The 23,575-nt window shown below is 65.2% G+C and carries 19 protein-coding genes; 16 read left to right on the top strand and 3 right to left on the bottom strand.

The genetic code is table 11. The annotated features are described in order from the left end of the window. Positions 1-41: 41 nt before the first annotated feature. The 12 genes from FXB38_RS27310 to FXB38_RS27260 all read left to right on the top strand — a co-directional run bounded on the left by FXB38_RS27310 (position 42) and on the right by FXB38_RS27260 (position 16,510). Positions 42-893, top strand: a complete 852-nt coding sequence (locus FXB38_RS27310) for an SDR family oxidoreductase (protein WP_148754030.1) — start codon at positions 42-44, stop codon at positions 891-893. Positions 894-1,120: 227 nt separating this feature from the next. Continuing rightward, entirely contained in the window at positions 1,121-2,233 is a 1,113-nt protein-coding gene (locus tag FXB38_RS27305) for a hypothetical protein (protein ID WP_187435176.1), read from the top strand. A 190-nt stretch (positions 2,234-2,423) separates the two neighbouring features. Further along, a complete protein-coding gene (locus FXB38_RS44660) occupies positions 2,424-6,374 on the top strand; it encodes an autotransporter family protein (protein WP_283812772.1) in 3,951 nt (1,316 codons plus the stop codon). 240 nt (positions 6,375-6,614) lie between these two features. Beyond that, positions 6,615-7,013, top strand: coding sequence for a hypothetical protein (locus tag FXB38_RS27295; RefSeq protein WP_430640192.1), 399 nt, complete (start codon positions 6,615-6,617; stop codon positions 7,011-7,013). A 33-nt stretch (positions 7,014-7,046) separates the two neighbouring features. After that, a complete protein-coding gene (locus FXB38_RS44025; RefSeq protein ID WP_246230179.1) occupies positions 7,047-7,694 on the top strand; it encodes a hypothetical protein in 648 nt (215 codons plus the stop codon). A gap of 38 nt (positions 7,695-7,732) precedes the next feature. After that, complete coding sequence (locus tag FXB38_RS44020; RefSeq protein WP_246230177.1) at positions 7,733-8,353, top strand: helix-turn-helix transcriptional regulator; 621 nt, start codon at positions 7,733-7,735, stop codon at positions 8,351-8,353. 37 nt (positions 8,354-8,390) lie between these two features. Next, positions 8,391-9,212, top strand: coding sequence for an NAD-dependent protein deacetylase (locus FXB38_RS27285; RefSeq protein ID WP_148754028.1), 822 nt, complete (start codon positions 8,391-8,393; stop codon positions 9,210-9,212). Between the two features lie 141 nt (positions 9,213-9,353). Beyond that, entirely contained in the window at positions 9,354-11,438 is a 2,085-nt protein-coding gene (locus FXB38_RS27280; protein ID WP_148754027.1) for a hydantoinase/oxoprolinase family protein, read from the top strand. A 2-nt stretch (positions 11,439-11,440) separates the two neighbouring features. Next, entirely contained in the window at positions 11,441-13,099 is a 1,659-nt protein-coding gene (locus FXB38_RS27275) for a hydantoinase B/oxoprolinase family protein (RefSeq protein WP_148754026.1), read from the top strand. 448 nt (positions 13,100-13,547) lie between these two features. Beyond that, positions 13,548-15,263: a pyrroloquinoline quinone-dependent dehydrogenase gene (locus FXB38_RS27270; RefSeq protein ID WP_148754025.1), complete on the top strand. Its 1,716-nt coding sequence runs from the start codon at positions 13,548-13,550 to the stop codon at positions 15,261-15,263. 93 nt (positions 15,264-15,356) lie between these two features. Beyond that, positions 15,357-15,704 carry a c-type cytochrome gene (locus tag FXB38_RS27265; RefSeq protein ID WP_148754024.1) on the top strand — a complete coding sequence of 116 codons (348 nt, stop codon included), beginning with the start codon at positions 15,357-15,359 and terminating at the stop codon, positions 15,702-15,704. 38 nt (positions 15,705-15,742) lie between these two features. Continuing rightward, positions 15,743-16,510, top strand: a complete 768-nt coding sequence (locus FXB38_RS27260) for a substrate-binding periplasmic protein (RefSeq protein WP_148754023.1) — start codon at positions 15,743-15,745, stop codon at positions 16,508-16,510. A gap of 86 nt (positions 16,511-16,596) precedes the next feature. Here the strand turns inward: FXB38_RS27260 and FXB38_RS27255 are convergent, their stop codons facing one another. After that, positions 16,597-17,241: a glutathione binding-like protein gene (locus FXB38_RS27255; RefSeq protein WP_148754022.1), complete on the bottom strand. Its 645-nt coding sequence runs from the start codon at positions 17,239-17,241 to the stop codon at positions 16,597-16,599. 106 nt (positions 17,242-17,347) lie between these two features. On the opposite strand from FXB38_RS27255, the gene FXB38_RS27250 reads away from it, so the two are divergent. Next, a complete protein-coding gene (locus FXB38_RS27250) occupies positions 17,348-18,016 on the top strand; it encodes a TetR/AcrR family transcriptional regulator (protein WP_148754021.1) in 669 nt (222 codons plus the stop codon). A 5-nt stretch (positions 18,017-18,021) separates the two neighbouring features. Here the strand turns inward: FXB38_RS27250 and FXB38_RS27245 are convergent, their stop codons facing one another. Continuing rightward, positions 18,022-19,989 (bottom strand): methyl-accepting chemotaxis protein, encoded by a 1,968-nt coding sequence (locus FXB38_RS27245; protein WP_187435175.1) that lies wholly within the window; start codon positions 19,987-19,989, stop codon positions 18,022-18,024. Between the two features lie 109 nt (positions 19,990-20,098). Further along, positions 20,099-21,064, bottom strand: coding sequence for a 2-hydroxyacid dehydrogenase (locus FXB38_RS27240; protein ID WP_148754020.1), 966 nt, complete (start codon positions 21,062-21,064; stop codon positions 20,099-20,101). 144 nt (positions 21,065-21,208) lie between these two features. On the opposite strand from FXB38_RS27240, the gene FXB38_RS27235 reads away from it, so the two are divergent. The 3 genes from FXB38_RS27235 to FXB38_RS27225 all read left to right on the top strand — a co-directional run bounded on the left by FXB38_RS27235 (position 21,209) and on the right by FXB38_RS27225 (position 23,513). Continuing rightward, a complete protein-coding gene (locus FXB38_RS27235; protein ID WP_014492384.1) occupies positions 21,209-21,577 on the top strand; it encodes a YciI family protein in 369 nt (122 codons plus the stop codon). Continuing rightward, a complete protein-coding gene (locus tag FXB38_RS27230) occupies positions 21,574-22,875 on the top strand; it encodes an RNA polymerase sigma factor (protein WP_148754019.1) in 1,302 nt (433 codons plus the stop codon). The genes FXB38_RS27235 and FXB38_RS27230 overlap by 4 nt, the downstream gene beginning before the upstream one ends. 101 nt (positions 22,876-22,976) lie before the next feature. Next, positions 22,977-23,513 (top strand): SRPBCC family protein, encoded by a 537-nt coding sequence (locus tag FXB38_RS27225; protein WP_148754018.1) that lies wholly within the window; start codon positions 22,977-22,979, stop codon positions 23,511-23,513. Positions 23,514-23,575 lie beyond the last annotated feature (62 nt).

Genomic DNA, 23,575 nt, shown 5'->3' with positions numbered 1-23,575 from the left:
CGGTTCCGTCCATGATGAGGCATCCCGGAGAAAGAAAGCTCATGCCACAGACCGATCTCTCGACGACCGATCTCTCAACCATTTTTCCCTCACGCCTCGTTGGCCGATATGCCCTGGTGACCGGTGCCTCCCAGGGCATCGGCCGCGCCGTTGCTATCAGGCTCGCCCAGGAAGGGGCGACCGTTGCCATCAATTATGTCGATCACCCCGAGAAGGCGGAGGAGACGCTTGCGCTCGCAAGGACGGGATCGGGCGATCGCGGTCACGGCAAGCTCGACCATGTCATCGTCAAGGCCGACGTCAGCAACGACAAGGAGGTGGCTGCGATGTTCGAGACGATCCTGGCGCGCTGGAAGCGCCTCGACTGTCTCGTCAACAATGCCGGCTTCCAGCGCGAATCGCCAAGCGAGGCGCTCGACATCGAAACCTATCGCCGCATCATCGATGTCAATCTCAATGGCGCCGTGCTCTGCGCGCAGAAGGCGCTGGCGCATTTCGTCGCGCGCGGCGCTGGCGGCAGCATCATCAACTGCTCCAGCGTCCACCAGATCGTCCCGAAGCCGGGCTATCTCGCTTATTCGATCAGCAAGGGCGGCATGGCCAATCTGACGCGCACGCTGGCGCTTGAATTTGCCGGTCGCGGCATCCGCGTCAATGCGGTCGGTCCCGGCGCGATCGACACGCCGATCAATGCAGCCTGGACCGGCGAGGCTGAAAAGCGGGCCAACGTCGCGAGCCACATCCCGCTCGGGCGCGTCGGGGCCCCAGAAGAGATCGCCGCCGTATTTGCCTTCCTCGCATCGGACGATGCGAGCTACATCACCGGCCAGACCATCTATGCCTGCGGTGGCTTGACGCTGTTCCCCGAGTTCCGGGAGAACTGGGCGAGCTAGCCCAAACATCGCGATGCAATCCAGCAACAGTCGGAAAAAACCGGGCCGTCGGCGTTGCATGCACAGGCGAATTCAACCGAACGGTTGATGTCCGGCCCGTCGTCTTGACCCACGTTCGCGGCGGCCGTAGCCGGCCAACGATCGGGATAGACCCGGACCTCTGGACCTGAGAGCGCAAATGCTTCGTGCGATCCCTAACGCGATGTTTTGTTTGATCGATGTTTTGTTTGATCAAAGCCTTGGCTGCAGCCGTGGTGCTCGCCATGTTCGTCTTGACGCTTGATCTGGCGCCCGCCGCCGCGCAAGGGGTCTGCGGCGCGGCGGTAACAGGCACTGCGCTCGGTTCTGCGCCTGGCGCCGGCGCCGTCGCTTGTGGCGGCCAAGCGACCGGTAACGGCAGCGTGGCGATCGGCCAAAGTCAGGCAGCGGGTACCGCCAGCACGGCAGTCGGTGGGGCCAGCAAGGCGGACGGAACGGGCGTGACGGCAAGCGGGTTCGGCAGCACGGCGTCTGGAGTCTACAGCACGGCGACCGGTATCGAAAGCCTAGCAGCCGCTGACTACAGCACGTCGACCGGCGGCTACAGCGCCGCGGCGGGCGTCGGCAGCACCGCGATGGGCGGCGGCGAGTTCATTGGTGGCGTTGAAACGGGTGCCTCCGCGTCCGGGAATTATAGCGTCGCGATCGGAGGTGGCGGCGACGGAGCCGCCGGCGTAGGCGCACATTCCAACGGCGACAAATCGATCGCGATCGGCCTGACTAGCGTTGCGACGGGGGCATCTGCCACCGCGATCGGGAGCGGAGCCAGCGCCAGCACAACAAACGCCCTCGCCCTGAGCAACGCGGTGACGGCAAGCGGCGGCAATTCCTTCGCGGCCGGCAACAACTCCCACGCCACCGGGGCGAGCGCTGTCGCGATCGGCGATGGCGCAACCGCTGGCACGGGCGCCAATGCGATTGCGATCGGCACGGGCGCCGTCTCGACCGGATCGATCGCAGTCGGCGCAGATTCGGCCGCAGCGTTCGGCAACACAGCCGTCGGCGACGGCGCGAAGGCAAGTGCCGCCGCCGGCAGGTCTGCCTTCGGCAACGGCGCGACCGCGTCCGCGCTCAATGCGACCGCGATCGGTGCAGGAGCCTCGGCTGGTTTTACCAACTCCACCGCGGTCGGTGCCGGCGCAGCGGCCACCGCCGCCAATCAGGTTGCGATCGGGACGGCGAGCAACACCTATCGCATGGCCGGCGTCGCATCCGCGGCGAGCCTCGCAGCGCAGAGCGAAGTATTCGAACGGGGATTCGCGTCTCCGTGCAACAGTGGGAATTGCGGTGCGTGCGAATAATGGAATCGAGACGAAATCCGGCGAACCGTCGTCGCGGCGTTGTCGCACCGCTAACCGGCAATATGGGTCTCAAAGCGGTGGATCAGGCGCGGGGTTTCGGAACCTAGAGGATGACGACCTCCGCCACCGCACCCGTCCGCGCCGGATGTCTCGGGCCGGACTATTAGGCGGCACCGCCGTTATTCTTATCATGGCGATCGCGGTTGCGCCGGCACGCGCAGATGGTGGTGGCGGCGGCGCTAGTCCCCCCTTCAGTGGTGGCGCAGGCGGCATCGATAGCGCAACGAGCACCGGCGGCGCTGGAGGCGATAACGCCCAAGGTGGCGGTGGCGGCGGCGCCGGAACCACCGGAGGCAAGGGCGGCACGTCGACGGCCAGCACTTTCCTGGGTGGCCCACCTGTATTGGGAGGAGCCGGAGGAGCTGCGCCAGGGGCGGCCGGCGCAAATGGTGCCTCCTACCTTGGTGGCGGCATCAACGGCGGCGGCGGCGGCGGCGGTGGCGGCGCCCACGGCTCTGTCCAGGCAGGAGTTCCAATCGGCAATGTCAGCGGTGGCGCCGGCGGCCGCGGAGGCAACGGGGATATCTCCAACTCCGCAGACGGTGCCGGCGGCGGCGGGGCTGGCGGCTGGGGCGCGGTCGTCACTGGCGGCGGCAATCTCGGCACGCTCTCGTCAACCGTTACCGGCGGCGCGGGCGGTGATGGGGGCGATGGCGGAAATGATCGACAAAGCATCGGGGCGCAAGGCGGTTCCGGGGGCATCGGGCTCGCGCTCGCACCCGGAGCCGGCAGTGCCGCGCCTGCAATCACCATCGACGCGAATGCCATCGGCGGCGGTGGCGGCGGCGGTGGCTCCACCCGGGGAGTAGGCGGTGCGGGCGGTAGCGGCGGCGCCGGCTTCAGCGCTGGACTAAACACGGTCGACGCCAACGTGACTATCATCGCGGGCAGGACCGTCGCTGGCGGTGCGGGCGGTAGTGGCGGCATCAGCTTCGAGGCGATGGCTGGCCCTGGTAGGAACGGCAATCTGGGCCCCGCCGGTAACCCCGGCGGCAATGGCGGCACTGGCTTCAGTGGTGATCCCACCGGCGTTGGCGGCGCAGGCGCCGCGGGCGGTCTTGGTGTCACGTTCATGGCTACCGCCACGTTGACCAACGCAGGCAGCATCATCGGCGGCAATGGTGGCAGCGGCGGTAGCACCTTCGGCGGTACCGGTGGCGACGGTGGCGTCGGTGGCCAAGGCGGTCCTGGCGGCCCACCCGGCAAGGGTGGCTATGGCGGTGACGGCGGCTTCGGCGGCTTCGGCGACGCTGGCGGCGCCGGGGGGACTGGCGGCATCGCTGTGATGTTCGCGGCGGCCGGCACGCTCTTCAACACCGGCACAATTACCGCTGGCGCCGGAGGCGGCGCCGGCCTGGCCGTGGGCGGCCACGGCGGCTTCGGCGGCATCGGTGGCTTCGACATCGGCGGCGGTGGTGGCATCGACGGCGCGGGGGGACACGGCGGTATCGTCCGCGGCGGCAGCAACGGCGGCGATGGCGGCATTGCCGTCATGTTCGCGGCCACTGGCGCGCTGTCTAACACCGGGACCATTCTCGGTGGCGTTGGCGGCACCGGCGGCGACAGCATTGGCGGCACCGGCGGCGTGGGTGCCGGCAACGGCGGCAACGGTGGCGACGGCAGCGCCGGCGGCAACGCCGGCAACGGTGGCATCGCCGTCATGTTCGCCGGGGCCGGCACACTCTCCAACACAGGAACCATTACCGCGGGCGCCGGCGGCAGCGGCGGCCAGAGCGCTGGCGGCGGTGGCGGCGCAGGCGGCGGCTTCAGCGATAATGGCGGCAATGGCGGCAACGGCAGCAATGGCGGCACCGGCGGCAACGGTGGGACCGCTGTGATGTTCGCGGGGGCCGGCACACTCTCCAACATCGGGAGCATTATCGGCGGCGCAGGCGGCAACGGCGGCCAGAGCACGGGTGGCGGTGGCGGCCGCAGCAACGGAAGCGCCGGCCAGAGCGACATCGGCGGCGCTGGCGGCGGCGGCGGCAGCGGCGTGATGTTCGCAGGCGGCGGCGTGCTCGCCAACACCGGCAATATCACGGGCGGAGCTGGTGGCCTCGGCGGTATGGGCAGCAGTCTTGGCGCCGTTGGCCTCGGCGGTGCTGGCGTTTACGGCACCGACATTACCGTCATCAACAGCGGTTCGATCTCCGGCGGCCTCTCCGGCGATGGCGTGACCCGCGCCAACGCGGTCACCTTCACCGGCGGCGCCAACATCCTCGAACTCCGAGCAGGATTCAGTTTCACCGGCAACGTCGTCGACCAGACCGGCAACGGCACCTTCCAACTCGGTGGCGGCACCGCCGCGAGTTTTGACATTTCGCAACTCGGCGCGCCGCAATATCAGGGCTTTGCCTCCTTCGCCAAGGTTGGTGATTCCACCTGGACGCTGACCGGCACCAGCACCTTCGCCGGTCCCGTGAACGTCAACGCAGGCACCTTGTCGGTCGAGGGCAATCTGGCATCCGCTACGAGCCTTACCGTCAACACGGGCGGCGCACTCGACGGCACCGGCACCGTCGGCAATACGGTGATCGCAAGCGGCGGCAGCTTCGCACCGGGCAACGGCACGCCCGGTTCGTCGATGATGGTCATGGGTAATCTAGCGTTCCAGTCCGGCGCGATCTATCTGGTCGCGCTCAATTCGGCGACGGCGTCGTTCGCCAACGTCACTGGCGCGGCGACACTCGGCGGCGCCTCCGTCAACGCCGCGTTCGCCGCGGGGCCGTTTGTAAATATATCAAAGACCTACACCATTTTGAGCGCCGGCAGCGTCAGCGGCACCTTCGGTTCGCAGGTCATCAGCAATCTGCCGTCCGGCTTCCAGGGTTCGCTGCGCTACGATCCGACGCATGCCTATCTCGACCTGGTGCTGAATTTCGTGCCGACGTCCGGCAGCGGACTCAACCGCAATCAACAAAACATCGCCAACGCGTTGACCAATTCGTTCACCACCGCCGGCAGCATTCCCATGGCGTTTGGCGCGCTGACACCGACGGGCCTGACCCAAGCCTCCGGTGAGGTGGCGACCGGATCGCAGCAGACCACCTTCAATGCGATGAACCAGTTCATGGGCCTGATGACCGATCCCTTCATGAACCGCGGCGGCGGCACCGGCTCGGCGGGCGCCACCGGCTATGCTGAGGAAGCCGCCAGCGCCTATGCTGCGCGCAAAAAGAACACCGATGCGTTTGCGATGTTCACCAAGGCACCGCTCGCGCCCTCCTTCGAACAGCGCTGGAGCGTGTGGACCGCGGGCTATGGTGGATCGCAAACCACCGATGGCAATTTGGCACTCGGCTCCAACAACACCACCAGCAGCGTTTACGGCACTGCTGTAGGCGCCGACTATCTGTTCTCACCCAACACCGTCGCGGGTTTTGCGCTGGCCGGTGGCGGCACCAATTTCAGCGTCAACGGATCGGGCAGCGGCCGCTCGGATTTATTCCAGGCCGGTGCCTATGTCCGCCACACCGAAGGCGCGGCCTATATCACGGCCGCTTTGGCCTATGGCTGGCAGGACATCACCACCGATCGCATCGTCACCGCTGGCGATTTCGGCCATCTGCGCGCCGAGTTCGATGCCAACGCCTACTCAGGTCGGGTCGAAAGCGGCTATCGCTTCGTGACGCCGTTGGCCGGCGGGATCGGGATCACACCGTATGCCGCGGGCCAGTTCACCACCTTCGACCTGCCGGCCTATGCCGAAAGCGTGCTGGCCGGCAGCGGCGCGTTCGCACTGGGCTATGGCGCCAGGAGCGTCACCGATGTCAGGAGCGAACTCGGCATCCGCACCGACAAATCCTACGCGCTCGCCGATGGCATTCTGACCCTGCGCAGCCGCTTTGGCTGGGCGCATGATTACGATCCCAGCCGTTCGGTGGCCGCCACCTTCCAGGCGTTGCCCGGCGCGAGCTTCGTCGTCAACGGTGCGGCACAGGCTTCCGACAGCGCACTGACCACTGCGTCAGCCGAACTGAAATGGCGCAACGGCTGGTCGGTGGCTGCGACCTTCGAGGGCGAATTTTCGAAGGTGACCAACAGCTACGCCGGCAAGGGCGTGGTGCGATACGCTTGGTGATGGGGGCCCGGAGCGTGATCCGAAAAAGTGTGAAGCGGCTTCCTGAAAACTTCATGCTCCAACAAGCAGCTGAAAACGCCATGATGATCCAACCTGATCTTATAGCGCGTTAACCCGCCGCCCGGACGAGATCAACATTGAGGCCGGCCGCGCCACCGCCGGACCAGGCGCCGCCGCCGACGTCAGGCGCGCCCGCTGCGGCCCGGCGACGGCCACGCCAACAAGACCGGGAACTACACCGTGCTGCGCGATCTCAGCGCACCCGGATTCCAGACGAACACCGCCGCAAAGCTTGCGGAGATATTTGCCAAGCAGCGCGGCGACAAGCTCGATCTCTCCGGCGTCGCTGTCATCGATCCGCAATTGTCGCTGCTGCCGCAGATCGAGCCGAACGGTCTCCTGCACATGGCAGGATTTTTTCCGTCGGTGCCGTCGCAGGTGAACTTCGAGCTGTTGTTTGCGCCGGTCGAAGGGCAATGGCGCGTGTTCGGTGTTTCCTTGTCGGTCGGCCAATCCGCCCCCGTGGCGCCGCCGGCGCCTGAGGCTCCGCCGGGCAAGGCCGTCGTCTCGCAGAAGCAATCCACGCCGCCGAAACCGAGCGTGCCTGCAAAACAGCCGGCCCCGTCCGCGACGCAGTGATGGTGAACGGAACTGACGCGGCTTTGCTCAACGATGGAGCAGGGCGGTCCGCCCCTTGAGTCCAACTGGCGGCGCCATGCCGCTTCATCGCGCAACGCGCTTCTCAATATTCGTGCATGCGGAGTTTTGCAGCGGTCATGCACCTTGTGGTACAGTGCGACTGAAGGCGCGAATGCCCTGCAAATTGTTCGGAATGATGAAGAGCTGGTTGTGACGTCTGAAGCTGCTCTGCTGTCAGAGCTGATCGGCCTGATTTACGATGCCGCGCTCGACCCTGCACTTTGGCCCCGTGCCCTGGAGCAGGCCTGCCTGTTCGTCGGCGGCTCCTCCGGCGCCTTGTTCTGGCACGACGCAGCCACCGAGCAAACCGCGGTGCTGCACCTCTTCAATGAAGAGCCGCACTACACAAGGCTCTATCTCGAGAAATATCTTCCCTTAAATCCGTGCTTTCCAGCCGCCACTTTCTGCGAGGCTGGTCTCGTCTATGCATCCACCGATTTCGTCCCGTTCGAGGAAATGGCGGAGACGCGCTTCTATGAAGAGTGGATGAAGCCACAGGACATGATCGATGCGCTCGGGTCGAATCTGGAGAAGGGGCCACCAATTCATCGATCGTCAGCGTCCGGCTGCATGAAAAGGACGGCCTCGCCGATCCAGACAATCGGCGCCGCTTTGCGCTGATCGTGCCGCATTTCCAGCGAGCCGTGTCGATTGGGCGGTTGTTCGATCAGAGCAAGTCGGCTCAGGCGGTGCTGACCCAGACGCTCGACAGTGTGGCGGCCGCGGTCTTCCTGGTCGGTCCCAATGGACGCCTTGTCTTCACCAATGAGCCGGCTCGGCTCATCCTCGATCAGGGCGGGCTGGTCATCGAGCGGAAGGGAGCCTTGGCCGCGACGGCGCCCGACGCCCAGCGTGCGCTGCGCGAGGCGCTTTTCGCCGCCGAGAACGGCAATGCCACCTCTGACAACGGCGGCTCGATTCCGATCGTCAGCGCGCAGGGCCGCTGGTTTGTCGATGTGCTGCCATTGACCTCGGGCGACCGCCGGCGCACCGGGGCGCTGCATTCGGCGGTGGCCGCCGTCTTCGTCCGCAAGACCTCGCCTGCAAGCCCGCCGCCGCTCGAAGCGCTGGCAAAGCTCTACAATCTCACGGCCAGCGAGATCCGTGTGCTCGATGGCGTCATGAAGGTGAGCGGGGTGAAGGCCCTCGCCGAGGCCCTCGGGCTGACGCAGGCCACCGTCAAGACGCATCTCCACAATGTCTTCCGCAAGACCGGCACGGCGCGGCAGAGCGAGCTCGTGAAGCTGATCGCGGGATTCGAGCCGTCGGAACGGTGCTGATCTGGCAAAACCGGCCTGCGCAGACTACATCTGCGCCATGGCAAAACCTCCGCTGGCAAACCCTCCGCTCGAAGATTTCGTCGGCCGCCACGAAAATCTGTTCTTGCTGACCGGCGCCGGCTGCAGCACAAATTCGGGCATTCCCGATTACCGAGACAGCCACGGCAACTGGAAGCGGACCCAGCCGGTCAACTTCCAGGCTTTCATGTCGGAAGAGCAGACGCGCCAGCGCTATTGGGCGCGCAGCCTGATCGGCTGGCGGCGGTTCGGCCAGGCGCGGCCGAACGATGCGCATCATGCGCTCGCGCGGCTCGAGGCGAGCGGGCGCTGCGGCATGCTGCTGACCCAGAATGTCGACCGGCTGCATCAGTCCGCCGGCCACCGGCAGGTGATCGATTTGCATGGCCGGCTCGATCTCGTCCGCTGCATGGGCTGCGGGGCTAAGACGCCGCGCAACGAATTCCAGGATGCGCTCGGCCGCGCCAATGCGGAATGGCTGACGCTCGATGCGGCGGACGCGCCTGACGGCGACGCCGACCTTGAGCATGCGGATTTCTCGTCGTTCAAGGTGCCTCCTTGCGAAGCCTGCGGCGGCATCCTCAAGCCCGACGTGGTGTTTTTCGGCGAGAACGTCCCGCGCGACGTGGTCGCGACCGCGCAGGATCATCTGTCGCAGGCCGACGCCATGCTGATCGTCGGCTCATCGCTGATGGTCTATTCCGGTTTCCGCTTCGTGAAGGCTGCCGCAGATCGTCAGATTCCGATCGCCGCGGTTAATCTTGGACGCACCCGCGCCGACGATCTGCTGACGCTCAAGGTCGAGGAGCGCTGCGAGGCGGCGCTTGCATTCCTGCTCTGAACTCGCGCGAAGCGAACACGTCTTGCCTATTGCATGGGTGCCAAGCAGAATAGCCGGGCGCAGCGTCGCCGGCACGCTCGATGGCATGGAATTTGCTGCGTTTTCACCCCGACCTTGACGATCAGCACGGAGAATTTTGGAATGTTTGAGGGAGCCGAAATGCGGCTTGCCGTTGATATCGGTGGCACGTTCACCGACATCGTGCTGGACGTGGGTGAGGTGCGCAAAACGCGCAAGTTGCTGACAACGCCGCAGCGGCCCGAGCAGGCGGTGCTGGATGGCATGCGGCTCATCCTCACCGATGCGCGCGCGCACATCAGCGACATCGACGTGTTCATTCACGGCACGACGCTCGCGACCAACGCCATCATCGAGCGGCGCGGCGCCAAGACCGCGCTGATTGCAACCGACGGTTTTCGCGACGTGCTCGATATCGGCACCGAGAGCCGCTACGACCAGTATGACCTCGGCATCGACAAGCCGAAGCCGCTGGCGCCGCGCAGCCTGCGCTTCACCGTGCCAGAGCGCATCGACGCGCACGGCGCGGTTCGCCTCCCGCTGGATGAAGCAGCCGTGCGCGCGCTCGCGCCGAAATTGCGTGAGCTGAATGTCGAGAGTGTCGCGATCGCGTTCCTGCATTCCTACGCCAATCCCGAGCACGAACGTCGCACGGCTGCGATCATCAGTGAGGAGATGCCCGGCATCTCCGTGACGGTGTCCTCCGCGGTGTGCCCGGAGATCCGCGAATACGAGCGCACCTCGACGGCGGTCGCCAACGCCTATGTGCAGCCGCTGATCGACGGCTATCTCGCGCGCATGTCGGACGCCTTGCAGATAGAGCAGTACCGCGGCGCCATCTATCTCGTGACCTCCGGCGGCGGTGTCACCTCGATCGAGACGGCGCGGCGCTTTCCGGTGCGTCTTGTCGAATCCGGGCCTGCCGGCGGCGCCATTTTCGCGGCGCAGATTGCGGCGCGTCTGGGCGAGAGCAAGGTGCTGTCCTTCGACATGGGCGGCACCACCGCAAAGATCTGCCTGATCGAAAAATATCAACCCGAGACCTCGCGCGTGTTCGAGGTCGATCGCGCCGCGCGCTTCCTGAAAGGCTCAGGCCTGCCGGTGCGCATCCCCGTGATCGAGATGGTCGAGATCGGCGCCGGTGGCGGCTCGATCGCCCATGTTGACGCCATGAAGCGTGTCACCGTCGGCCCCGAGAGTGCGTCTTCTGAACCGGGACCGGCCTGCTACGGCCGCGGCGGCCAGCGTCCGGCCGTGACTGATGCCGACGTTGCGCTCGGCATGATCGATCCCGATGCTTTTGCGGGCGGCACGATCAAGCTAGATTCAGAGCTTTCGAAGCAAGCGCTGCTACGCAGCGTCGGCGAGCCGCTTGGCTTGTCGGCGGAAACTGCGGCCTATGCCGTGCACGAGGTCGTCTGCGAGAACATGGCGAGCGCTGCGCGCGTGCACGCGGTCGAACGCGGCGAGATCGTTGGCCAGCACACGCTGATCGCCTTTGGCGGTGCCGCGCCGCTCCATGCCGCGCGCGTCGCCGAGAAGATCGGTGTCTCCCGGGTGATCGTGCCCTCGAATGCCGGCGTCGGTTCGGCGGTCGGATTCCTTGCGGCTCCCATCGCCTATGAACTCGTGCGTAGCCGCCACGTCCGGCTCGATGACTTCGACACGGGCGCGGTCTCCGACCTGCTTCAGGAGATGGTGACCGAAGCACGTGCGCTGGTCGAGCCCGGCGCTGCCGGCCAACTGGTGCGCGAACGTCGCGCGGCCTTCATGCGCTATGTCGGCCAGGGCCACGAGATCACCGTCGAGCTGCCGAACCGGCCGCTGACATCAGCCGATCTCGCCGGCCTGCGCCAAAAATTCGAGGCGGACTATTCGGCGATGTTCGAGCGTCCGATCCCGGGCGCGGCGATCGAGGTGCTGAGCTGGTCGGTGCTCGCGACCACCGAAGCGCGCAATCCGCCCACGGTTGCGGCCGTGACACGCAAGCCCGCGGATAAAGCCTCCGGCAGCCGCAGATTCTTCGACGGCCGCGCAGGCAAGGTGATCGAGATCCCGCTCTATCGCCGCGAGGACATGGCGCCGGGCGCGACGATTGCGGGTCCTGCCGTGATCGCCGAGGACGAGACCTCCACCTTCGTCTCGAACAGTTTTGACGCCCATATCGACGGTGCCGGCAGCATCGTCATGGAACGAAAGGCGGCCTGATCATGAGCAAGGCAAGTGGCGCGAGCCTGATCGACCTTCAGATCATGTGGCACCGGCTGATCGCCGTGGTTGAGGAGCAGGCGCAGGTGCTGCTGCGCACCGCCTTCAGCCCCATCGTGCGCGAATGCGGCGATCTCTCCGCCGGCGTGTTCGACCTCAGGGGGCGAATGCTGGCGCAGGCGGTGACGGGCACGCCCGGTCACGTCAACTCGATGGCGGAATCGGTCAAGCACTTCATCAATCATTTCCCGCTGGAGACGATGAAGGAAGGCGACGCCTACATCACCAACGATCCCTGGATGGGCACCGGCCATCTCAACGACTTCGTCGTCACCACGCCCTGCTTCAAGGACGGCAAAATCGTCGCGCTGTTCTCCTGCACCAGCCATCTCATGGACATCGGCGGCATCGGCTTCGGGCCTGATGCCACCGACGTGTTCATGGAGGGGCTCTACATCCCCATGCTGAAGCTGATCGACCAGGGCGTCGTCAACGAGACGCTGATGGCGATGATCCGCACCAACACGCGGTTGCCGATCGATACCGAGGGCGACACCTATTCGCTCGCCGGCTGCAACGATGTCGGCTGCGAGCGCCTGGTCGAGATGATGACCGAATTCGAGATCGAGACGCTCGACGAGCTCGGCGACTACATCTGCGACCGCTCGCGCGAGGCGGTGCTGGCAGAGATCGCGAAGCTGCCGAAGGGGACGTGGCGCAACAGCATGGTGGTCGACGGCTATGACGCGCCGGTCACGCTGGCGGCGACGCTGACGATCTCGGATACTGGCATTCACGTCGATTTCGACGGCACCTCGGCCGCCTCGAAGTTCGGCATCAACGTGCCGCTCTCCTACACCACGGCCTATACCGTGTTCGGCCTCGGTTGCGTCGTCGCCTCGCAGATCCCGAACAATGCCGGCTCGCTCTCGCCGCTGACGGTGTCGGCGCCTGCTGGCGCGATCCTCAATGCGCCGAAGCCGGCGCCCGTGGCGTCGCGTCACATCGTCGGCCAGATGCTGCCCGACGTGGTGTTCGGCTGCCTGCGCCAGATCATTCCCGAGCGCGTGCCGGCGGAAGGCACCTCGTGCCTGTGGAATCTCAATGTGCGCGGACAGACCCGCTCGGGGGCTGGCGGCAATTACGGGTTCTCGATGGCTGTCACCAGCAATGGCGGCACCGGCGCGCGCTTCGGTAAGGACGGGCTGTCGGCCACCGCCTATCCCAGCGGCGTGCGCGGCACGCCGGTCGAGATCGCGGAGACGCAGACGCCGCTGATCTTCTGGCGCAAGGAGCTGCGCCCGGATTCCGGCGGGGCAGGACGCACCCGCGGCGGCCTCGGCCAGATCATCGAGGTCGGCACCGGCATCGATGCGCCCTTCGACATCCTCGCTGCCTTCGATCGCATCGACCATCCGCCACGCGGACGCGATGGCGGCCAGAACGGCGAGGCTGGTTATGTCGGCCTGAAGTCCGGCCAGAAGATGCGTGGCAAGGGCTTTCAGACCGTGCCGCGCGATGATCGCCTGGTGGTGATGACGCCGGGTGGCGCCGGGATCGGCGATCCCCGGGAGCGTATGCCGGAAAGCGTGCGCGACGACCTCGAAAGCGGATTGGTGTCTTCAGACAATGCCGCTGCGATCTATGGGCGTGCGGGGTGAGGTGACTCGACTCCATCGCCTGTGTCGCGCCGCTCTATCTCAGCATGATGATCGACTTCGTGCTGCTGCCGACGACCTGGCCGAGCATCGCCATGATGGTGCCGAAAGTGCTTTACGGCTAACCCGCGTCAGTCCGGGATTGGCGGATTGAGATGAAACGGTCAGTGCCGCTGCCGTTTCAAATGGGCCCTCGCGCGTCGAATTCGCGCCGCGCATGCGTTCCGTCTTTGCACTCCCTGCGTTCCGGCGTACGTTATGCCTGCGAGCAGAAGCGCAATAGCAATCACTCCGTTGAACGAACTCCTTTGGCGATATGCGCCGAAAGGCGGGGATATTCGTTGGCAGATCATGTCCGATGGAGAGCAATCGACGCGTACTGAACTGCAGACGCCCCTCGCAGCGGCGCTCATCACGCAATCCATAAACACGAAAGCGGGAGGAAGTGCATATGAGGAAGCAGTGGCTTAACTCGGGTTTACCTGTTCTTGTCGGCGCGACGCTTGCGGCGTCGGCGGCGTTGGCTCAAACCGTGGATACGGCCCGGATCGAGGCCGGCGGTCAGAACGATTGGCTCACCTATCACGGTTCATACAAATCCTATCACTACAGCCCGCTCGCGCAGATCAATGCGAACAATGTCGGCAATCTGGGCGTAGCCTGGATACACATTCCCGGACGATCGACGCGTGGCCTGCAGTCAATGCCGCTCGTGGCCGACGGCGTGCTCTATTACTCGGGTTCTTACAGCCGTGTCTTTGCGCTGAACGGCACGACGGGCGAGGTGATCTGGTCGTTCTTTCCGGAGCTGGATGAGGCGCTGATCAGCCGACAGACCCACTCTCCTTACAACCGCGGCGTAGCTCTCGGTGAAGGCAAGGTCTTCGTCGGTACGATGGATGGTCGTCTCATCGGGCTGGATGCGAAGACGGGAAAGGTCCTCTGGGACACCAAGCTGATCGACTCGCAGAAGCTCACGGTCGGCTTCACCGGCGCGCCGCTTTACGCGAAGGGGAGCGTGATTATCGGCGCGCAAGGTGGTGAATGGCCGGGCCGTGGCCCGATCTTCGCTGTGGATGCCGCCACCGGCAAGAAGAAGTGGGAGTTCCTGACGGTCGCAGGCACCGACGAGGCCATGAAGACCTGGGGCAGCGATTCCTGGCGGACCGGCGGTGGTGGCGGCTGGATGCCGGGCACCTACGATTCGGAGACCAGCACCATCCTGTGGGGCACCGCAAACCCGGCGCCGCTCTACGATTGGTCAGGCGCTGATTACAAGACGCAAGGTGCGCGTCCCGGCGACAATCTCTATACGAGTTCGGTGATCGGTCTCGATATCGATACCGGCAAGCTGAAATTCTACCATCAGGAACTGCCGCACGACGCCTGGGACTTCGACAGCGCGGTCGGCGAGTTCGTGATGCTCGAGCGCGACGGCCAGAAGTACGTGGTTCATCCGAACAAGAGCGGCTACATCTTCGTCTATGACCGCAATCTCGGTTTGAAGAACGTCTGGCGGATCACCCAGAACAGCAATTTTGTGAAGGACATTGATCCCAAGACGGGTGAGCTGATCGGTCGTCGCGACTTCTCCGCCGGCAAGGTTTCCGAGCCGTTGTGCCCGCACATTTCCGGTGGGGTGAGCTTTAACGCCGGGTCGTACAACCCGAAGACGGGGCTCTATTACAAGCTCGGCCAGGAATGGTGCATGACGCTCGAGGTTCTGAAGACGACTCCGATCGTTGCTCCTCAGGCTCAGCTCAACATCGGCGCCGACTTCAAGATCGCGCCGCCGCCTGGCGGTGAAATCTATGGCCATCTCGACGCGCGCGACCCCATCACCGGCGCCAAGAAGTGGGAAGTCCGCTTCCCTGAGCCACCGCTCGGAAGCGTCTTGTCGACCGGAGGCAATCTCGTGTTCGTGCCGGATTCGCGGGGCACAGTTCATGCCTACGATGCCGATTCCGGGACCGAGCTGTGGAATCACTCTGACGGCACCGGCCATCAGGGCGGAATCATCAGCTACTCCGCCGGCGGCAAGCAGTATATCGCGGTGACCGCCGGCTTTGGCGGCATGGCATCGGACGATTACGCGCCGACCTTCGGCGGCGTCTACAAGAGCATGCCGCGCGACGATGGCGCGCTGATCGTCTACAGCTTGAAATAGGTCCCTCGGAAGACCTGTCGGGGAGCGGGGACACTCCCGCTCCCGACGCATTTCAGTGCCTGATGCGGCTTTGCGAAAACGGAGCGGGACCCCGTGAAATCGAATTTGGGGAAAATGACGTTGCTGCCGGCGGCACTGGCCGTCTCGGTGGCATGTGCCGTGCCGGTCCATGCGCAGTCTGCCACTCCTGCGCCGGACGGGGAGACATTCGACGTCGGGCAGTTGTTTGCAACGACCTGTGGCTGGTGTCATTCCGATGGGGGGCGCGCGGCCGGCAAGGGGCCGCAGCTCATGAATACGACCCACGACGATGATTATCTTCGCAGCCGCATCAAGAACGGTAAGCCAGGTGCGATGCCCGCATTCGGCGAGACCTTCAGCGACGCGCAGATCGACCAGATCATCACATACATCCGGCAACTCAAGCCGCACGAGGGCTGAGCCGCCGAGAACCCTATCCATCCAAATGAGGACGCGTAATGAAGGCAATTGTCCCGGTCATCGTGTGTGCCGCCATCGTTCTATCGGGACCGGCGCAGGCGCGAACCCTGGACGCGATCCGCTCGAGTGGCGAGATCGGGCTATGCGCGCATCCCAACTCGCTTCCCTTTGCGCGCAAGGCCGGCGATCCGCCCGGCTTTCAGGTCGAGTTGGGCCAGGCGCTGGCACGCGAACTCGGTGTCTCGCTGCGGCTCGACTGGATCATCACGCAGTACCAAATGCGTAGCGCCGGCTGCGACATTGTTCTGGACGTTATCGCCGACCGTGAAGCGCAAGGCGAAACCCGCTTGAGGATCTCCAAGCCCTATTATCGGACGGGCGTCGCACTCGCCGTGCCGTCATCCAGCACGCTCGCCTCGTTCCAGGGCCTCAACCAGCATACCAAGGTGGGGGTGCAGGTCGGATCCGTCGCAGCCATGATCATCGGTCAGCGGCACGTGCCCACATCGACCTTCGGCTTCGAGAGCGACAGCCTCGACGCCGTGTCGAACCATGAGATCGACGCTGCCGCGGTCACGCCCACGGCGGCGAGCTATTTCAATCTGACGCATCCGGACAAGGCACTCCGCATCCTGGATCGCGACGAGAGCGTGGCTGATCTCAACTGGAATGTCGCCGTCGGCATGGTCCGTCCGGATGATGCGTTGCGCGAAGCCATCGACGGAGCGCTTGAACATTTGCGAAACGACGGAACGATCGATCGAATATACGGCCGCTATGGGGTCATACTGCAAGCGCCGAGGTAGCTGCGGGCGCCAGGCGCGGTCCAGAGCAGACGCGATGTTTCCGTCGCCGCCCCGGCCGGGGTGGCCGGGACGGAGTCCGAATGTCGCTACGCCGCCGCCTTCTTCCGCGCCTGCTCGACCTTGTACAGCTCGAACTCCTCCGCGATCGCTTTCGCGATCGAGGGCCGCGTCCGTAGCCGCTCGTAATAGGCCCTCACGTTCGGCCATTTGGCGAGCTCGATCGGCGGCGTCGCCATGGTCCAGTTGATGACCGTGACGAGATAGGCGTCGGCAACGCTGAAATGGTCGAGCAGGTAGTCGCGGCCCTTCAGGTAGTTATCGAGATAGTCGAGCCGCGACAGGTTTTTCTCCAGCACATAGGCCTTGACCTCCTGCGGCGCCTTGCGGTCGAGCACGGGGATGAACAGGCCCTTGTGCAGCTCGGTGCCGATGAAGCAGAGCCATTGATGTAAGCGCGTCCGATCGATGCCCGCCGCCGCGCCGAGGCCGGACTGCGGAAATCGGTCAGCGACATATTGCAGGATCGCGGCGTTCTCGGTCAGCACCACGCCCTCGTCGGTGCGCAGCGTCGGCACCAGGCCGATCGGATTGACGGTGCGAAAGTCGGAGCCGTCGTTGAGCACCTTCTTGGTCGGCGGATCGACCTCGAGATAATTCGCCTCGGCGCCGGCTTCATAGAGCGCGACGCGCGTCGCCATGGAGCAGGCGAGCGGGGAGAAATAAAGATCCATCGTGGGCCTCCTTGGGCAATTCTCTTTGTGAGTGTCGCTCAACCTGGCCAGATTGATTTTTGTACCATCTTGCATATTATGGGTGCGGTCAAGGATTAATTGCGACATGGTACAAAAATCGAAGCCGCCAGCTGCTGCCACTGCGCCCGAGCGCCGCGGCGAGCCAAAGCGCCGCGGACGGCCGCGCGGCTATGAGCCCGACGTCGCGCTCGGCAAGGCGCTCGACCTGTTTCGCAGGCAGGGTTTTGCCGCGACGTCGCTCGACGATCTCAGCGAAGCCACTGGCATGAACCGGCCGAGCCTCTATGGCGCCTTCGGCGACAAGCGCGAGCTCTACATCAAGAGCTACCAGCGCTACCGCGACGACGCGCGCGCCTCGATGGCCGAGATCTTTCGCGAGGAGATGCCGGTGCGTCAGCGCCTGGAGGGCATCTTCGCATGCGCGCTGAACATCTATCTCTCCGGCGAAACCGGTCCTCGCGGCTGCTTTACCGTGGTGACGGCGGCCTCCGAAGCGGTCGGCGATCCCGAGATCCGCGCCATGGTGCTGGAGGGGCTGACCGATCTCGACAAGGCTTTTGCGAATTGCTTTCGCCGCGCCAGGGAGAAGGGCGAGCTGCCGGAGAGTGCCGATCCGGTCGTGCTGGCGCAGCTTGCATCCGCAACTGTGCACTCGATTGCTATCCGCTCCCGCGCGCGCGTCTCGCGCAAGGAGCTGGAGGCCATTGTGAATGGCGCAATTGATGTGATGGTGGGAGCCAAGCTTAAGCCTTAGCCCCGTTACGCTGCCCGGATCTGTGCGAGGAAACGATCCACCTCGTCGCGCAGGCGCTGCGACTGCTTTGACAGCTCGATCGCCGAGACCAGTACCTCTTCCGCGGCCGTGCCCGTGGCGGCGATGCCGTCGGTGACGCCGGCGATGTTCTGCGAGACCTCGCCGGTGCGCGCGGCGGCCTGCTGGACGTTCTGCGCGATCTCCTGCGTCGCCGTACCTTGCTGGCCGACGGCTGCCGCGATCGCGGCGGAGATTTCGTCGACTTGCTGGATCGTCGCGCAGATCGACTGGATGCCCTCGACGGCGCCGGTGGTTTCGCCCTGAACGGCCGTCACCTGCGCGCCGATCTCTTCCGTCGCCTTCGCGGTCTGGGTCGCGAGCGCCTTGACCTCGGAGGCGACCACCGCAAAGCCGCGACCGGCTTCGCCCGCGCGCGCGGCCTCGATCGTCGCATTCAGCGCCAGCAGATTGGTCTGCCCGGCGATGCCATTGATGAAGGAGACGACGTCACCGATTTTTTGCGCGGCCTCTGCCAGGCTCTGCACCCGTTCGTTGGACTGCCGGCCGTCGCTGGCGGCCTTGCCCACCACTTCGGTCGCATGGGCAAGGCGGCGGCTGATCTCGGTCATCGACGAGGACAGCTCTTCCGCTGCGGCCGCCACCGTCTGCACGTTCTCCGAGGCGAGCGCCGAGGCCGACGACACCGCACGGGTCCGATTGCGCGACTGCTCGACGATATCGGACATCGAGCGCGCGGTGTGCTCCATCTCGACCGCGGCCGAGGACACCGTGGTGACGACGTCGCGGATGCTGGCCTCGAAATTGTTGGCGAGCGCTGCAAAGGCGCGCCGCTTCTCGGCCTCGGACTGCGCCTTGGCCTCGAGCTGATCGGCCTGGAGCTTGCTGAAATTGACGGCGTTGTCACGGAATACCGCGACCGCCTTCACCATCGCGCCGACCTCGTCGTTCGCCTTGCTTTCGGGGACCGCGACGTCGAGCCGGCCGTCGGCGAGCTCGCGCATCACGCTGGTGATGGAGAGGATCGGCCGCGAGATGCCGCGGGCGATGAGATAGCCGACGATCGCAGCCAGCACGAGCCCGAGCGCGGCGATGGCGATTGCGAGCATCCACGCACGGTCGGCGGAGGCCACGTAATCGGCGTTGTCCATCACCAGCTCGACGGCGCCGAGCGGTTTTCCGGAGAAGTCCTTGATCGGCCCGAGCAGCGCGGCGATCGGCGTCGCGTCGAGCTTACCCTGCTTCACGGTGAAGCCGCCGCCGGCGGCGCGGCCATAATCTGCCGCGTCGAAGAAGCTCTTGCCCTTCAGCGTGCCGCCGAACAGCTTGAAGCCCGCGCCATCGGCGAGATGGAAGGTGATGTCGACATGGCGGTTGAGCTTGAAATCGTCGAGGAAGGACTGGCCGAAGCTCAGGCCGAATTCCACCGAGCCGAGATGTTTGCTGGCTTGTGCAATCGGTACTACGCCGCGGATGCCGAGCCCGGCGACGCCGCCTTCGAGGCCGATCACGACCTTGTGCTCCTGATTGGCGTCGACAACCGTCTTGCGGAAGCTCGAGAGGTCGTCGCCGAACTTCGCCGGCTGGTGCACGCGCAGGAAGGAGGTCGCAGGCGGCGTATGGAACTGGAACTGCTCGACGCCGTATTCCGACTTGGTGGCGGCAAACACCGGCCCGAACAAGCGCACCAGCGCCTCGCGATCCTGCTTGGCCATCGCCTCCTGCGTCGCCGGCATCGCGGCCACGACGGCGCTCATGGCGGCGGCGCGATGGGACTCTTCCGCGATCCGCGACAGCAGCGCATCATAATGGCTGCGCAGCTCGCGCTGGTCGGCGCGGTCGATGATGCCCGCGATGATCCACATGGCCCCGAGTACGGCAATCAGCGCGGTCGCCGCCGCCGTCAGCGCCAGCGCAACCGTAATCCGCATCCTGAGGCCGAGGCTCGCGCGCATGTCCGACTCGTTCGTTGAGCGTTGATTAACAATGCCTATCAACTTCTCGCTAAGAGAGCGTGAACGAGGTGGAGAACGGGGTAGTGTGAGGTAGAGACGCTGAGGAGCCCTAATACCCCCGCCCCAGATCCACGACATTCTCCAGCGCGCCACCCGCCTCGAACCTTGCGATCTGCTCGGCGACATAGGCCGAGATCGCATCCGCGTCGGTGTCGGCGGCGTTGTGCGGGGTTAGCATGACCTTGGGATGGGTCCAGAACCGGCTGTCGTTCGGCTGCGGCTCCTGGACGAAGACATCGAGCGAGGCCGCACCCAACGTGCCGTCGTCGAGGCAGGCGAGGATGTCGGCTTCGTTCTGCAAGCCGCCGCGGCCGGCATTGATGAGCACCGGCGCGCCGAGCGGGCTCGCACGGTTGAGCTTTGTGAAGACGTCACGGTTGAGGATGCCGTTTGTGTCAGGCGTCAGCGGCAATAGCGACACCAGGATGTCGGTCTTGCGCAGGAACGCATCCATTCCGGCCGTGCCGTGGAAGCACTCGACGCCCTCGATCGAGCGCGGGCTGCGGCTCCAGCCGGCGACGCGAAAGCCGAGCTGCCGCAGCACATCGGCCGCGTCTGCGCCGAGCGTGCCGAGGCCCATGACGCCGACCGTGACCGCGCTCGCCGGCCACTGATATTTCGGCTCCCAGCGTTTCGCGCGCTGCGAGTCCCGCAGGTAGAGCTCCTGGCGGTGGTGCATCAGCACGTGCAGCACGACATATTCGGTCATGCGGTTGGTGAGGTCGGGCACGGCGACACGCACCAGCGGCACGTTGGGCAGGCTCTTGTCCGCCATCAGCGCATCGACACCGGCGCCGAGATTGAAGATCGCCCGCAGATTGGGGAAAGAGCCGAGGTCGCCCGGTACCGGCTTCCACACCGCGGCATAGTGTATCTCGGCGGGATCGAGCCCGGCATCCGGCAGCAGCACCACGCGGCGGCCGCCGCAGACCGCGTCGAATCGGGCCTTCCAGCGCTCCGGCAGCCAGTTCTGCTGCGTGCTGTTGATCAGGACGGCCAGTATGCCCAGGGTCATTCGAAGTGCCTCATAAGGTTCCGCTTTTGAAGGCTCTCCTTGGCACGATCTGCCGGATTTTTCTCGCAAATTTTTTCCGCAGCCCTGTCGGGGCGGGGCATAGTGGATCGTCTTTAAAACAAGCGTTCAGGGAAGGTGCTGCCCATGCTTTATGCGATCCTTTGCTATCACGACGAGGACTTCGTTGGCTCCTGGAGCAAGGACCAGGACGAGGCCGTGATGAAGAAGCTCGCCGTGGTGCAGGATAAGCTCACGCAGCAGGGCCGGCTCGGGCCCGTCGCCCGGCTGCTGCCGACCACGGCGGCGGCGACCTTGCGCAAGGAAGACCCGCCGCTGGTGCTCGACGGCCCCTATGCAGAGACCAAGGAGCAATTGCTCGGCTTCTACATCGTCGACTGCAAGAACCTCGACGAGGCGCTCGACGTCGCGCGCGACCTCGGCGCGGCCAATCCCGGCGGCGCCTATGAGGTGCGGCCCGTCGGCGTATTCCGGCCCGGAGGAATTTCGGCGTGAGCGAGGCCGATACCGGCTGGATCGAGACCGCGCTGACCTCGGCGCGTCCGCAGGCGGTGGGTGCGCTGCTGCGCTATTTTCGCGATCTCGATACGGCCGAGGAGGCGTTTCAGAACGCCTGCCTGCGTGCGCTGAAAACCTGGCCGCAGAACGGGCCGCCGCGCGATCCGGCAGCCTGGCTGATCATGGTCGGCCGCAACGTCGCGATCGACGAGGTGCGCCGTACCCGCAAGCAGCAGCCGCTGCCCGAGGACGACCAGGCGATCTCGGATCTCGACGACGCCGAAGGGGCGCTCGCCGAACGGCTCGACGGCTCGCACTACCGCGACGATATCTTGCGGCTGATGTTCATCTGCTGCCATCCGCAATTGCCGGCGACGCAGCAGATCGCGCTCGCGCTGCGCATCGTCTCCGGCCTGACCGTGAAGCAGATCGCGCGCGCCTTCCTGGTCTCGGATGCGGCGATGGAGCAGCGCATCACCCGCGCCAAGGCGAAAGTCGCGGAAGCCGGAACGCCGTTCGAAACGCCCGGCGCGATCGAGCGTTCCGAACGCCTCGCCGGTGTCGCCGCGATGATCTATCTGATCTTCAACGAGGGCTATTCGGCAAGCGGCGACACTGCCGAGATCCGCAAGCCGTTGTGCGAGGAAGCGATCCGGCTGGCGCGGTTGTTGCTGCGCTTGTTCCAGGGCGAGCCCGAGATCATGGGCCTGACTGCCCTGATCCTGTTGCAGCACGCGCGCAGCGCCGCGCGCTTCGCCAAGGACGGCTCGCTCATTCTCCTGGACGACCAGGATCGCTCGCTGTGGAACCGCACCATGATCGCGGAGGGCCTCGCGCTGATCGACAAGGCGATGCGCCATCGCCACAGCGGGCCCTACCAGATCCAGGCCGCGATCGCCGCGCTGCATGCGCGTGCGGCGACGCCGGAGGAGACCGACTGGACCCAGATCGACCTGCTCTACGGTGCGCTCGAAGTGGTGCAGCCCTCGCCGGTGGTGACGCTCAACCGCGCGGTCGCGGTCTCCAAGGTGCGCGGGCCGCAGGCCGCGCTCGACCTGATCGAGCCGCTGGCGCCAAAACTTGCCAACTACTTTCATTTTTACGGCGTGCGCGGCGCTTTCCTGATGCAGCTCGGGCGCAACGACGAAGCCCGCATCGCCTTCGACCGCGCCATCGCGTTGGCCAACACCTCGGCCGAGGCCGCCCACATCCGCATGCACATTGATCGCCTGATCCGGGACAGCCAGCCGAAGGGAGCCAATGGCGGCGCCAGGCAGGGCGCGAAGGCCAAGTGATGGCCAAGCGACGGTCAAAGTGACGGCCCAAAATTTCGTCCCGCCGATTGTCGGTTCCCGCCGTCTCCCTTCGTCTTAATCCCATATCCAGGGAGTCCTTCATGCGCAAAGCCATTGCCATCGTCGCTGTCCTGCTCGCGGTTGGGATCGCGGGCATCCTCGTTTTCGCCCTCACCAAACCCGACACGTTTCGTGTCGAGCGCTCGCTCGCGCTGAAGGCGCCGGCCGAGGCGATCTATCCGCTGGTCTCCAATTTCCACTTCTGGACCAGCTGGTCGCCCTATGAAGGGCGCGACCCCGCCATGAAGCGCGCCTTCGGAGGAACCGCGGCAGGGAAGGGCGCGACCTATGCCTGGGACGGCAACAACAATGTCGGCGCCGGCCATATGGAGATCCTCGAGGCGAGCACGCCGTCGAAACTCCGCATCAAGCTCGATTTCGAACGGCCTTTCGAGGGCCACAACACCGCCGAGTTCACCTTTATGCCGCAAGGCGATGCCACACTGGTCACGTGGGCGATGTACGGTCCGGCGCCCTTCATGTCCAAGGTGATGCAGGTCTTCATCAACATGGACACCATGATCGGCAAGGACTTCGAGGCCGGCCTTGCCAGCCTGAAGAAGCTCACCGAGAAGTAGCACCAGCCACCGCCCCAAGGGACTGCCAAGGAACTGCCAAGGAAGCGAAGACAAGCAAGCGA

The sequence above is a fragment of the Bradyrhizobium cytisi genome, from assembly GCF_008123515.1.
GTDB classification, from domain to species: domain Bacteria; phylum Pseudomonadota; class Alphaproteobacteria; order Rhizobiales; family Xanthobacteraceae; genus Bradyrhizobium; species Bradyrhizobium cytisi.
The sequence above is the reverse complement of the archived record's forward strand: the minus strand, read 5'-3'. Positions and strand labels throughout refer to the sequence as shown.